This is a genomic window from Alkalicaulis satelles (assembly GCF_008630495.1).
In the GTDB taxonomy this organism is placed as follows: domain Bacteria; phylum Pseudomonadota; class Alphaproteobacteria; order Caulobacterales; family Maricaulaceae; genus Oceanicaulis; species Oceanicaulis satelles.
The window spans coordinates 699,931-712,939 of the sequence record NZ_VWOJ01000002.1 but is presented as its reverse complement, the minus strand read 5'-3'; the positions used below and the strand labels follow the sequence as shown (position 1 = coordinate 712,939).

The 13,009-nt window shown below is 65.8% G+C and carries 7 protein-coding genes and 1 tRNA gene; 4 read left to right on the top strand and 4 right to left on the bottom strand.

All coding sequences use genetic code 11. The features are described from left to right. Positions 1–89 precede the first annotated feature (89 nt). Both F1654_RS09055 and F1654_RS09050 read right to left on the bottom strand, forming a co-directional pair. Positions 90–2,126: a S9 family peptidase gene (locus tag F1654_RS09055; RefSeq protein ID WP_233205203.1), complete on the bottom strand. Its 2,037-nt coding sequence runs from the start codon at positions 2,124–2,126 to the stop codon at positions 90–92. Between the two features lie 193 nt (positions 2,127–2,319). Continuing rightward, positions 2,320–5,388: a TonB-dependent receptor domain-containing protein gene (locus tag F1654_RS09050; RefSeq protein WP_233205202.1), complete on the bottom strand. Its 3,069-nt coding sequence runs from the start codon at positions 5,386–5,388 to the stop codon at positions 2,320–2,322. A gap of 273 nt (positions 5,389–5,661) precedes the next feature. Here F1654_RS09050 and F1654_RS09045 point away from each other — a divergent pair. After that, positions 5,662–5,738, top strand: a tRNA-Val gene (locus tag F1654_RS09045). 210 nt (positions 5,739–5,948) lie between these two features. Here the strand turns inward: F1654_RS09045 and F1654_RS09040 are convergent. Next, positions 5,949–6,803, bottom strand: coding sequence for a WecB/TagA/CpsF family glycosyltransferase (locus tag F1654_RS09040; RefSeq protein WP_150023196.1), 855 nt, complete (start codon positions 6,801–6,803; stop codon positions 5,949–5,951). Positions 6,804–6,872: 69 nt separating this feature from the next. After that, entirely contained in the window at positions 6,873–8,762 is a 1,890-nt protein-coding gene (gene mnmD / locus F1654_RS09035; RefSeq protein WP_150023195.1) for a tRNA (5-methylaminomethyl-2-thiouridine)(34)-methyltransferase MnmD, read from the bottom strand. A gap of 223 nt (positions 8,763–8,985) precedes the next feature. Here mnmD and F1654_RS09030 point away from each other — a divergent pair, with 223 nt between their 5' ends. The 3 genes from F1654_RS09030 to F1654_RS09020 all read left to right on the top strand — a co-directional run bounded on the left by F1654_RS09030 (position 8,986) and on the right by F1654_RS09020 (position 13,001). Next, positions 8,986–10,464 carry a CHASE2 domain-containing protein gene (locus F1654_RS09030; RefSeq protein ID WP_199200521.1) on the top strand — a complete coding sequence of 493 codons (1,479 nt, stop codon included), beginning with the start codon at positions 8,986–8,988 and terminating at the stop codon, positions 10,462–10,464. Between the two features lie 100 nt (positions 10,465–10,564). Next, positions 10,565–10,942: a hypothetical protein gene (locus F1654_RS09025; protein WP_150023193.1), complete on the top strand. Its 378-nt coding sequence runs from the start codon at positions 10,565–10,567 to the stop codon at positions 10,940–10,942. Between the two features lie 43 nt (positions 10,943–10,985). Further along, entirely contained in the window at positions 10,986–13,001 is a 2,016-nt protein-coding gene (locus F1654_RS09020; RefSeq protein WP_150023192.1) for a M48 family metalloprotease, read from the top strand. The last annotated feature ends 8 nt before the right edge of the window (positions 13,002–13,009 follow it).

Here is a 13,009-nt window from a genome sequence, read left to right as displayed (position 1 = left end):
CGCCAGCGCCGCTGACATACAGACCATGATGAAAAAGGCCCGCCGGATCGCTCCGGCGGGCCCTTTAGCGTCTGGAGCCGTGAGCGGGATTACATCCCGCCGGGCCCGCAATCATTGGCGAGATAGTTCTCGATCAGACCAAGGGTCTCGGTATGGTGACGCGGATACCAGGGCAGGCTGTGAGGCATGTCCCGGATGATATGCAGCTGAGCCGGCACCCGATTGCGCACCTGGTTATAGAAATTGCGCGCATGGAAGGCCGGGGTCCGCACGTCGCGGTCACCCACATAGAGCATGACCGGGATGTTGGCGCGGTCGGTATGACGGATCGGGTCCATACCCGAGACCGTCCGGCCCTGGAAAGCACGCTGCAGGCGGTTGCTGCTCCAGTTATTGCCAATCCTGGTCAGATCGGTCACCGGCGCGCCCGAAATCGCACAGCGGTAAGGGCTGTTCTCGCGCACCACAGCCGCCGCAGCCGCAAACCCGCCATAGGAATAGCCAAAGATGGCGATGCGGTCGCGATCAGCGATGCCCTGCTCGACGAGCCATGCCGCGCCGTCATCCTTGTCATCCTGCATCGCCTGGCCCCACTCATTATCGCCGGCGAGCCAGAGCTCACGGCCGAAACCGGTGCTGCCGCGATATTGAGGCTGCAGCACGGCATAACCGCGCGAGGCCAAGAATTGGGGCCAGCCCGAGCTGTCCCAGGCCGTTGTGTCACGCACCCACGGGCCGCCGTGCGGCAGAACGATCGACGGCAAGGGGCCGTCCTCAGGCGACCAGCCTGCCGGCAAGGTCACAATGCCCGGGATTCTCAGACCGTCACGCGCCTCATAATAAATCAGCTCGGGGTCGCTCATGGGATAGTCCGCCAGCCACGGACGCGAGTGCCCGACGAGATGCACGTTCTGCATATTGGAGAGCAGGTAGTATGACGGCGCGCGTGCGCCACTGCTCACAGAGAACAGGATGCGGTCCAGATTGTCTGACCAGCTGTTCAAAGACACGTTCAGTCCCGGGAAGGCGGCATCAAGCCCGTCCTGGATTGAGCGCATCTGCTCATCGAGCCAGAACACCTCGCTGCGCGCGCCCAGATATCTGAAGCCCAGCAATTGGTTGAACTGGGACGGGTTGCGGCCGAGAATGACGCTGGACGCACTGAAATCAGGATGGGCCAGAATAGGCTCATCGCTGAACTGGCGCTCATTGGCGTCGTAGAAGTAAACCGCAGCCAGATCAGAAAACTTGTCAGTCACGACATAATACTGGCCGCTCTGCTCGTCGCGGCCAACGATGTTCACATTGAAACGGTCGGTCGCCCGCGTCGTGAACGCGTCATGGAGCTCGAACTCGCCATTGCCATCATTGCGGATCAGGTATTCGATCCGGAAGTCAGATCCTTCCGCCACCGTGCGGCTTTGCACGAGAACCGAACCGTCGCGCGGATCGATCACGTCCGGACGCGCGCGGCCAGCGATACGCTGGTGCAGCTCGGTCGAACCCGTGCGCAGGTTCATCCGGTAGTAGTCCGAGCTGGAGGTGCGCGGATTGAACTGGCTGACCAGCACCACATCCGGCTCAAGCGGCAGCGTGCTCACCAGCCCTGACGTATTGACCAGATCCAGGCAGCGCTGCTGTTCGCGGCTGATATCGACATTGCGGGAAACGTTCTCGAACGCCCGGTCGAAGCTCGAATGCTGCTGGTCGGTGATATATTGGCGGAAAATGAAGGTGGAAGTGGCGCCGGAAGTAAAGCCCTCGCCGCACCCGCCAAGCCGGCCCGTCCAGGCCTGACGGCCGACAGCCAGCACCTTGCCGCCGGGCAGCGCGCTGGCCTGGACGAACTCCATGCGGTCGCCGCTGGGCGTAATCACGCTGGCGGACAAAACCTGGGGCAGCGAGTCACCACTGAGATCCCATGTGGCCAGCGCCGTGCGCTGATTATCCGATGACGGATCCGCCACCAGCCCGACCAGCGTCCGGCCGTCATCCGACATGGACACGGACTGGATATCGGGCACCTTGGCGAACGCCTCAGCCGGTATCGGCCGGGCGCTCTGGGCGGACGCGTCATGCGCCAGGATGATCGCAGCAGCAGCCGCCGCCATCACGTGAAGATGCATGATTAACCTCTCCTGATCTCAGATATACGGCGCATATGCGCAATCCCCTGCTGCTTGCAAGGTAAGCCATGGGCCGCGCCTGTCAACGCAGACACGCTGATCGGCGAACAAGCCCCGAGCCTTAAAAAAGCAATGGGGCGGCGCTTTCGCACCGCCCCAAAACCTTGGCGTCAAGCCTGTGTGCCGTCCGCGTCTAGAAGCGGCGCGACACGTTCACGAAGCCGGTCCGGCCGCGCAGGTCGTACTGGGTGCCGAAGATCGGCGCAGTACCGACCCGCGAGGACCCGGCGCCTGACGAGATCGCCGGCGGCGCCTCGTCAAACAGGTTGTTGATGCCGGCGATGATCTGCCAGTCAGACGCTTGGTAACGCACCGAAGCGCCATGGTAGATCGTGGTTTCGGCGTGACGTTTGCGCAGGGTGTTCGGGCGCCCCAGATAGGTGAAGGGGTTGGCCGCCGTCACAATGTCCTCGTTGGAGGCGCGCTGCACATAGCGGGAGAACCAGCTGAACGTCCAGTCGCCACGGTTGAATTGAAGCGTGCTGTTGGCGACGAAGTCAGGATCACCGATGGTCCCGTTGAAGTCATTGGTTTCAAAGCCGTCCAGGCCGCCAAAGACATCGGTCTCGTCGGTGAAGGTCCAGGTGCCGGCAAAATCAGCGACCAGCCGGCCGAAGGAGAACTCGTGCTCATAGCGCGCGGTCACGTCGATACCAGAGGTGCGCTGCGAGTTGATGTTCACATAGTCGTCCTGGATGCGGGTCAGCGTCAGGAACGTGCTCGAAGCGGGATCGCGGTTCCGCTCGATCAGGTCACAGAACGCATTCGGGAAGTTCGGACGGCCATAGCAAGCCGCCAGAATGTTTGAAGCCCCCAGAACCGTGATCTGGTCGTTCACCTCGATCTCGAAATAGTCGAGCGCCACGGACAGATTGAGTTCGGTCGGCGTAAAGACGAAACCGAACGTCATGGCGTCAGAGGTTTCCGGGGTCAGGGCCGAACCGCCGCCACGCACCGTGGTGAAGGTCGGCGCGGACGTGTTGAAGTCATCCGGAATGCCGTCCGCCGCACAGTTGTCGCGCAGGGTCTGGTTCGTGCTCAGCCCCCAGTTCCGGCACGGGTCAACGCTTTGAGCGGTGAAGCCGGTCTGGTCGGCCAGGAAGCGCTCGAACAGAGCCGGGGCCCGGAACGAGGTGCCGTAGGTGCCGCGCAGGCGGATCAGCGGATTGACCTGCCAGTTGGCGCCCAGCTTGTAGACATAGTCAGAGCCGAAAGCCTGATAGTCGAAATAGCGGATGGAGCCGCTGAAGGTCAGGTCCTCGATCAGCTGAACGCCCCGAATGATCGGCACTTCAACCTCGGCCACGGCTTCCCAGACGCGGTCGGTGCCCGCCGTGCGGCCAGCCGAAGCGCGGCCCCAGGACGTGCCGCTGATGCTGAGCGGGCCAGGCGTGTCGTCAATGGAGACTTCACGGTACTGAACGCCAAACGCAGCGCCCACAGGACCGGCCGGCAGCTCGAAAACATCGCCGGTGATCAGCGCATTGACCATGGTCTGTTCAAAGATCGTGGTGCCCTTGTCCGAAGAGAACACGAAGTTGAACTCTTCATCGGTCAGGTCGCCGCGCAGCACGCGGGGGTCAAGATAGTTGACCACCGGGCAGGACGAACCGTCGGCGCGCGTACAGATGATGTTGCCGCCCGCATCGAAGGAGTGGCTGATCTGATTGCCCGGACGCGCGGCGTCATCCACATTATTGCGGTTGATGGCCGTCACGTCATAGCTGCCGTCCGAACGCGAATAGCTGACATTGACGTCATAGGTCCAGTTGGCGAGCAGACCGGCGTCAGAGCCGAAATCACCGGTGAAACCAGCCACGCCATAGTAATAGTCCACGGTCGTGTCCTGGTTGGACGGCACCAGGATAATCGGATCGATCTCTTCGACCAGAATGCCAGGCGCCACCTGCACCACCGGCGGACGGCCGGCGAACGGGTTGCCCATGGCCGGACCGAACGCGTTCTCAACGAACGGATGGTCGGCCATAACACGCGGGAAGAACTGACGGATGCCGCGCGATTTCGTTTCACGGCGGTTATACAGCAGCTCGCCATACAGCTCGCCGCCCGCGACATCGAAGCTGGCCGTCGAATAGAGGCTGAAGCGGGTCACTTCAGGCAGGATGTCCGCTTCACGCGTGCGCGGATCATTCCATTCCATTTCACGGTAGCCGGTAAGATCCGCCACCACCCAGCGGCCCAGCTGGGCGTTGTCATTACCGATCAGGCGCATGCCGTCGATAAAGCCGGAGCCGGGCTTGCCTGCGGCATCGGGATCAAACACGAAGTAGTGCGAAGAAAGGGCCGCACCGGCGCCGCGCAGGTTGATCCCGAAGGCGTCAAACGTGTTGCCGAAGGGATTGAAGCAGATCGGATTGCCGATATCGCCCGGCGCGTTGGGCGTCAGGGCCGTGATATCCACGCGCTCACCGGTCGTGGCGTCGAACATGTAGTCTTTGCCGCACGCCAGGAAGTCACGGTCGCCGCGGCGCAGGCGCTCGAAGCGCTCATATGAAGCCGACAGCGTGATATTGCCGCGGTCGAAGTTGAAGCCATAAGCGCCGTCAATGCTATAGTTGGCGCCGCCGGACTCGAACGGCACGCTGCCGCGCACCGTCAGCTCGGGACGATCAATGGAGCGGCGGGTGATCACGTTGATCACGCCGGCCAGCGCGTCAGAGCCATAGATCGAGGACGCGCCGTCCTTCAGGATCTCATAGCGCTGCACAACCGATTGCGGGATGACGTTCAGGTCAACCGCGCCGACCTGGCCCTGGGTGCCCGCCGGGCCGAGACGGCGGCCGTTGAACACGACCAGCGTGCGCTGCGAGCCGAGGCCGCGGAGCGACACGGTGTTAACGCCCACGCCGCCCTCGATCACGAACCCGCCAAACTGCGTGTTGATCTGGGTCGAGCCGGCCGCCACAGAGGCGCCCTGGAGGATTTCAGCGGTGTCGATCAGACCCTCGAGAGTCGCCGCTTCAGCGGTGATGACCTGGATCGGCGAGGATGAGGTGAACTCGTCGCGGCGCAGCAGCGAGCCGGTGACCACAACGCGGTCTTGCACGGCGGCCGGCGGCGGCGTCTCTTCTTCATCTTCCTCATCGGCCTGAGCAAAGGCTGACGCGCCGGTCATGCTGACCGCGGCGAAGCCCGCCAGAATTGTGGAGCGCAGGAGACGCTCCTTTTCCCAAATTTTCACGATCGTTCCCCTTGTGTTTGGACCGTTTTGTTGCGCCGGCGACCGGCCGCAAGCGCGGATCGCCGCACTTGACCGGGACTATGGAGGGCGCATCACAGATACGTAAAGCGCCCTGTGTGGTTAATCCCCCGCCCTGAGGCGCTTTTGACAAGGAAATGTTGCAGAAAAGCCATAATCGGGTCCGGCAGCCTCAACCGATTGACAGCCCGGGCGCGGGCGGACTAATACCCGCCACCTTCAGCGGGCGCGCCACAGCGCCCGGAAATGCAGTGCGGGCGCGTAGCTCAGTTGGTTAGAGCGCTACGTTGACATCGTAGAGGTCACAAGTTCGACTCTTGTCGCGCCCACCATTTTTCTTGTCCTTCCTCACATCCGTTCGGTCGGTTCCGGCCATCAGGCCGGGCGCGCGGTCGCGCTTGCGGCGCTATCGCGCCGGGGAGATAGCCCCTGCCTGACCCGTATTTGCGCCCCGGCCCCGCCAGGGGCCGCAAGGCCGAATGGCCGCCCGCGCTCATGCGCGGAACATCGCAGCCCGGACGGGCTGCGGAGCTAAAATCCCGCTAAAACCCTTTATTTTCCATCAGGCGCTCGAACTGACGCAGGCGGGCGCGGGCCTTGCGCCATTCCCACCACAGGATCAACACTTTGGGCCCCTCAACGAGATAGCGTTTCCACATCCGCCCGGGTTCCTCGAGCAAGCGGTGCAGCCATTCCAGCCGCGCGCGCTGCATCCAGCGCGGCGCCCGGCGCGCCTCGCCGGACAGGAAGTCCAGCGCCGCGCCCACGCACAGGCCCACGCCCTTGCAGTCGCCGCGATTGAGGCAGGCCTCGGCGATCATCTCCTGCTGGGGCGAGCCCACGCACAGGAACACAAACCGCGCCGGATTGGCCGCCACGAAGGCGGCGCACTCGGCGATCGCCTCGGGCTTGTGGCGCAGGCCCATGGGCGGGACATGCCAGCGCACGTCGGTGAGGCCATAGCGCTCTTTCAGCCCGGCCATCATGGCCTGGCTGCCTCCGACCACCACCACCGGCTCGTCGCGGTCGATGGCGGTCTCGAACAAGGCTGCGGCCAGGTCCGAGCCCGGCGTCACATCGATATCCTCGCCCGACAGGGCCGCGATCAGCTCCAGCACCCGGCTGTCGCATACGGTCAGCCAAGCCTGGGCGTAGAGCGTGGCGAAGGCGCCATCGCGGCGCAGGCGCACCAGATGATCCACATTGGGCGTGACGATGAAGGCGAAGGGCGCGTTCGGATCACGCATGGCCACGCGCTCCAGCGCGGTGTCAAAGCCGATGCGGTCAAAGGCCGAGTTCAAAAACCACACATGGCGCTCACGCACCCGGCGCTCGACAGCCGGACGCCCCGCGGGCGCGGCGCCGGTCAGCATGTCTTGTGTCACGGGCGCAGTCATGGCGTGCCGTTTTGCTCCAGAGAGGCGGCGTTCGCCCTCCTCCGCGCAAAACCCGTTCCGCCCGGGCCTTTACACGCTGCGCCGCAGCGCTCTGAAGGCCAGCCGGGCCGGATGCAACGCCTCCATCCCGGCGCGCTCCAGCGCGGCAGGCTCGCCGCCGAGCGCCGAGGCCAGTGCCTCGGCCAGCAGGGGCGCATGGGCGAAACCGCGCGCGCCAAAAGCGCTGAGCGCCATCACCCGCCGGGACAATCCTGCGCCCGGCTCTGGCGCAGTCCTGACCGCGCCCCGCGCCCACGCGCGCCAGATCTCGTCAAAACCGGCTGAAGCAACCGGCCCCGTAACCGGCAAGCGGTCCGCCGCCGCCGCGCGCACGCCCGCCCAGCTCTGGTTCACTGGCCCCAGCGCCTCAGCCAGCCCCGGCGGCCCCTCAGCCGCCAGCGCGCGCAACAGGGCTTCAGCCCGGGCCGGATCACCGGGATCATCGCCCTTGTCATGGGTGGCGCCCGCCATCAGCCCGCGCGGTGCAGCCGCCGCATATCCGCCCCAGGCCGCGGGCGTACGCGGCGCCAGATCACTGTCAAACACCGCCACCCGGCCAGCGCCCGGCTCCAGCGGCAAGGCCGAGCCCAGAAGGCTCCGCCCCGCCGCCCCGCCCGCCAGAATCACCCCGGCGAACTCACCCAGCACATGCCCGTCCGCGCCGGTCAGGCGCACGCCGTCTTGCGTTTCCTCAATCCCCGCGACCAATGCATCGCGGGCCGGAGCACCGCCCGCCAGCGCCTGGACCAGACGGGCCGGCTCGAACGATCCGGCCCGCGCCATGAACAGGCCATCCGCCGTCCAGCCGGTGCGTTCATGGGCTGCTTGCGCCTCCAGCCAGACAAAATCCTCGTCCAGCGCGCCTGCGAGCCTTTGCAGCCGGGCGTCCTCGCCCAGGCGCAATACGCCCTCGCCCCGCCAGCCGGCCAGATCCGCGTAGCGATGCGCGGCGAAATCAAACGCGGCCAGCAGCGCACGGCCATGAGGCCTGTCGGCAGCCTCAAGGCGCGGCGTCAGAAGGCCCAGCGGCGCACCGGACGCCCCCGACGCCCAGCCGCCCTCAGCCAGTACGCTCACTTCGCGGCCCCGTCTTGAAAAGGCGTCCACAAGGCTTGCCGCCGCGATCCCGCCGCCGACCACCGCCAGAGGTCCGTCCAGCGGGCGGGCCGGCGCTAGCGGACCGGGGGCGGCCTGGCCTTGCGGGCCCTGACAGACCGCCTCCAGCCGTTCGCGCTTGCGCCCGAAGCCGGGCTGTTTGGAGACGGCGAAGCCGGCGTCCGCCAGCGCCCGGCGCACCGCACCCGCCACGGTGAAGGTCGCCACCCGCGCGCCGGGCTTTGACAATCGTCCGATCCGCGCCATCAGGGCGGGCGTCCACATGTCCGGGTTTTTCGACGGCGCGAAGCCGTCCAGGAACCAGGCGTCTGCGGCCATGTCCATGGCCTCCAGCGCACGCGCGGCTTCGTCATGCCAGACGGTCAGCGTGACGCGTCCGCCCTCGAACACCCGCCGGTGCGGCCCGCAATGGGGCGAGGGCCAGGCCTCCACCAGCGGCCCGGACAGGGCCTCCAGCTCAGGAAACATCGCCAGCGCCCGGCGCGCATCGGCGCGCGCCAGCGGAAATCCCTCCACGCTGACAAAATGCAGGCGAGCGCCCGCAGGCGCATGGCGGCGCAAAGCGTCCCACAGGGCGAGAAAGTTGAGCCCGGCGCCAAAGCCCAGCTCGCCTGCCACATTCACCCCGTCATGGAAGCGCTCAGGATATCCCGCGCCCGCCACATAGACCGCGCGCGCCTCGGCCAGCCCGTCCTCGGGCTGGAAATACACATCGCCCATATCCGCCGCCGCCAGTCCCGAAGACCAGTCGAGGCGCGCATGGGGACGCTTGAGCGTGAGGGTGTCAGAACCATGCGATGACATGGCCGCGTGTCTAGCCACTTGCCGCGCCCGCCGCCAGCGCCTCGCGATCACGCTGGCGCGCAGGGCTGCAACTTGTATGATGGGCGGAGTCGGGCATTACAGTCGCGGGGGCGGCATGGCAGCGGACGGCTTTCGGCGGATCAGCGCCCTCTGGCGCACCAGCCTTGGTGCTGTGCTGTCGTGCTTGAAGCGCTGCTGGCGCTTCGCGGCATCACTTCCAAAGATGGCCGCTGACTGGCTGCGCCGCCTGGGGCTGCTCTCGCGCTATGTGATGGCCCTGGCCCTGGGCGCAGGCCTGGCCTTCGCCAGCCCGTTCAATCTTTCCGACTATACAGACCAGGGCCTGCGCTCGATCTTCATGCGCATCGCCAGCTTCACCCTGATGGACGAGTCCCGTTGGGTGGCCGTGGCGATCCTCAATGACCGGGCCCTGCAGGAGGAAGAGCTGACCTGGCCGCTGGATGCGGTGACCCATCTGGCCTTGCTGGAGGGTTATGCCCGGCTCGACCCGTCCCTGATTTTCATCGATCTTCTGTTTCTCGACGAGCGCGATGACCCGACCATGCCCGCCCTGGCCAGCGGATTGGCCCGGCTGGCGGACGACACCCCGCTTCTGATCGCCGCTCCCCCGCGCACCGAGCCTGGAACGCCGCTGGCGATCGCCCCGATCGCCGCGCTCGAAGCCCATCCCAATATCCATTTCGTGTCGGTGGAATCGCGCTTCAGCAACCGCATTCCCGGCGCTTACGACTTGCGCCAGGATCAGCGCGACAGCGCAGCGCTGCGGGCCTATGCGATGACGTGCGAGCACAGGCGCAAAGGCTGCGTAGACCTGTCGGAGCTGGAGGTCATTGACCCGGTCTGGCCGCCGCCTTCGGCCCATGCCTGCGAGCAGCACCCGGAGCGCTGCGCCCAGGTCCCCCGCAACGCGCTGAGCCGCGCCACCCGGATTTTCTTCAGCGGCCTGCTTCAGAATTTGGGGCTGAGCCCGCCCGCTCAGCTCAATCCGGTGGGACTTTATCCGGTCAATGCATTCGACGCGTTCGAGCTGGCCGATGGCGACTTCGCCGCCCGCCAGCGCAGCCGCGTGGAAGGCCGGGTGCTGATGTATGGTCAGTCCCTGCTGGGGCTGGGCGATGTGGAGCATACGCCGCTCTATGGCGCGCAGCCCGGAATCATGACGCACGCCGTCGCCTATGAAAACCTGATGCAAAGAGATCGCTCGAGCCTGAGCGCCGCCAGCGCCCTGTCCAATCCCAAGGTGGGTATATCCGTACTCGCCGCCTGCCTGGCCGCGCTGGGCTATGCCGCCTGGCGCGCCGCGAAGAGTCAGGACCGGTCGGTCTCGCGCCTGATTATATGTGCGGTGGCTTTCGCCGCCCTTTTGATCGCCGGCGCGATATATCTTGCGGACCCGTCAGGCAGCCTGTTTGCAAGCACTGACCAGTACAGCGATCTGGCGCTGTTCCTGATGGGGTTTTCATGCCTGACCCTTCTGGGCGCTGCTTGCCGCCAGGCGATGACGCGCATTGGCCGGCCCCATGCTGACCGTCTGGCGAACCTTGTGGCGATCATCCTGTTCAGCATCGCTGCAGCTGGCGTTTTCGTCTATGCCTTCAACCTGTCGCCCGCCTTCTGGTACGGCCTGCTGATGACCCCGCTGGGCGCGCTGTCGGTTTTCCGTCCCGCTTCAAGCAGATAGTCCGGCAGAGCCGGAAAATGGGGTTCTGCGCCCTGTTTGCGCTGGCTTTGCAACCTCCAAGGCATTAACATCCTCTTCATAACGACCAGGGGGGGCGATAATGGGCTTATCCGGCTTGCTCACGGCCATTCTCAGCCTGGGCGCTGCACAAGCAGCCCAGCCGGCTGTTACTGAGTTCACGATTGATATGGTGCCGCTCTATGACGAGACGCGCACCCAGACCGGCGAACGCCATCACTGCGATTTCGGAGACTTGCCGCTGGCGGTGCTGGAGCGCAGCACGCGTCTTGGCTTGGTCCAGATTGACAGCGAGGACGGCCCCGTCTGGTTGCGCATCTCGGATGTGCGCATGGGCGACCGTCAGTTCCGCATGGTGGAGGCCCCGCCGTCCAGCGGCGCGCCCCGGGCAGGCCGCGCCCTGCGCCCGGTGACCGGCACGGACTTATCCCGCCCTGAGGGCTGCCCCCAACCCGATTGACGCCGGCCGGGCCCTCGCCCCCGTCCCATTATGGAGTATCAGCATGCCCATGCGTTTCCTGATGCGCGCCGCCCCCTTTGCTGGCGCATTTTTGTTGTCCGCCTGCGCCACGACGGCCGATCCGTCACTGTCGCGCAGCTTCGTCAACCAGGCGATGGAAGCGCGGGTGTCGGACAATATTCACAATCAGCCCGAAGTGCTCTCCGAATGGCGCACGCTGAACGCCAATCCGCAAGGCATCACTCGCGCATTGCAGCGCGAACAGGTGCTCCATGGCGCGCCCAGCCAGCCGCCGGCCCTGATCAGCCGGACAGTGGATTCGGTATTCCGCCGGGTGGCCGCCGCTGCGCCGGACGGCTCTGCGGCCCATATCCAGCTGATCGTGAATGATTGTTCCGATTACGGCGCGGAAGCGGTTTCAAGCGGGTTCATCCGCCTGTGCCGCGGCGTGGTGGAGCGCGCCGAGACCGAGGACGAGCTGGCCTTCGTGATCGCCCATGAAATGTCGCACCTGATCCTGGGCCATGAGCGCGCCGATTCCCGGATCGCAGCGATGGCCGATTACACACGCATGGGCACAGGCCTGGTGATGGGGACCGACGCCGTTCAGAGCCGGCTGCAGAATATCGGGCTCAATGACGAATGGACGCAGCGCGTCACCGCCTTCAGCACCAATATCGGCGGCCATCTCGCCGGCTCCATCGGCCAGCGCGAAGTGCCCATGCAGGAAAAGGCCGCCGACCTCTATGGGCTCGATCTTCTGGCCGCAGCGGGATATTCGCCCGAAATCGCCCTGGCCGCTTTCAGCCACATGGCCGACAACCGCAATAGCGCAACCTCCAGTGCGGACGGCATGCGCGTGATGAAAATCCTGACGGGTGAAACCGTGGCCACGCGCGATTTCGGCGACGCCCACCCGGACCTTTCGGAACGCCGCCAGCTGGCGCGCAATTACGTGGCGCGCCATTATCCCGATTTCTCGCCCTCCACGCCGGTCCCCTGGCATCCCGAGGCCGAACCGGGCGCCGCCAGCCCGGCGGAAATCGCCCAGGTGCAGCTCTATTTTCAGGCCTTCCGCCAGGCCGGCCTGGCCATTTATGAGGCGGCCTACGCCAGACAGCTCGAAAATCAGAACGACCAGGCCGGTCATCAGGAGGCCTGCGCCTCGGCGACGCTGCGCATGCGTCATGCCCTGATCAATGGCGGCGAGTTTGACCGCGATCTGCGCCGCCGCGCCCTGGCCATCGGTTATGTGTGCGAGGACGGCAATCTGCTCAACAACCCCATGGCCGGGCTTTCAAGCAGCGACCAGGCGGGCATAGAGGCCCTGTTCGACGTGGCCTCTGCGGCCCTCGTGGTGGACAATACCCGCATGTATAATGAAAGCAGCCAGGCGCTGCTGGCCCGGGTGGTCCCCGGCGACACCTATGAGCCGGTGGTGCAATATTTCTTCCGCGTCGGCGATGAGCGAAATGCCGGTGCCGCCCGCCGCGAATGCCGCACGCAGGTCTCGCGCGGGTATAATGAGCGCATCAGCGAACTGGACGGCCAGATCCGCCAGGCCCGGCAGGCCAATAGCGGCACGGAACTGCTCCAGAACCAGCGCACCCGGGTGCGCGAACAACGCGATGCGGCCCTGACCTCGCGCTGTGACACGCCCTATGAGCGCATCGAGGCCAGCATGCGCTCCATGCTGGACGCCAACCGCAATAACCGGCGCGGGCTGGCGGCCCATGCCGCGGCCAATGGCGGCTATATCCGCGAGCTCAGCCGCATGGCCGAGGCCCGGGCTATCGACAATCCCGAGGAGCTGCGGGCGAACTTTGTCCGCGATCCAGAAGGCCCCGCCACCTTGCGCGCCGCCTCCACCGTCAATATGCGCGCCGGGCCCGGGACCCAGCACCGTGTGGTGGGACAGCTGCGCGCAGGCGCGGCGGCCCAGTCGCTCGACATTGTCCAGGGGGGCTGGGTGCTGGTGCGCTCGGGCCGGACCCAGGGCTGGGTGCGCCGCGACTTCATCCAGCCCCTGCCCGGCGCCGCGCGCGCCACGGCCGCCTGACTCACAGC

What these genes read in the sequence shown, in the direction of transcription:
- F1654_RS09055 (WP_233205203.1), bottom strand. Translation starts at nt 2,126, where the DNA reads ATGCATCTTCACGTGATGGCGGCGGCTGCTGCTGCGATCATCCTGGCG.
- F1654_RS09040 (WP_150023196.1), bottom strand. Translation starts at nt 6,803, where the DNA reads ATGACTGCGCCCGTGACACAAGACATGCTGACCGGCGCCGCGCCCGCG.
- mnmD (WP_150023195.1), bottom strand. Translation starts at nt 8,762, where the DNA reads ATGTCATCGCATGGTTCTGACACCCTCACGCTCAAGCGTCCCCATGCG.
- F1654_RS09030 (WP_199200521.1), top strand. Translation starts at nt 8,986, where the DNA reads ATGGCCGCTGACTGGCTGCGCCGCCTGGGGCTGCTCTCGCGCTATGTG.
- F1654_RS09025 (WP_150023193.1), top strand. Translation starts at nt 10,565, where the DNA reads ATGGGCTTATCCGGCTTGCTCACGGCCATTCTCAGCCTGGGCGCTGCA.
- F1654_RS09020 (WP_150023192.1), top strand. Translation starts at nt 10,986, where the DNA reads ATGCCCATGCGTTTCCTGATGCGCGCCGCCCCCTTTGCTGGCGCATTT.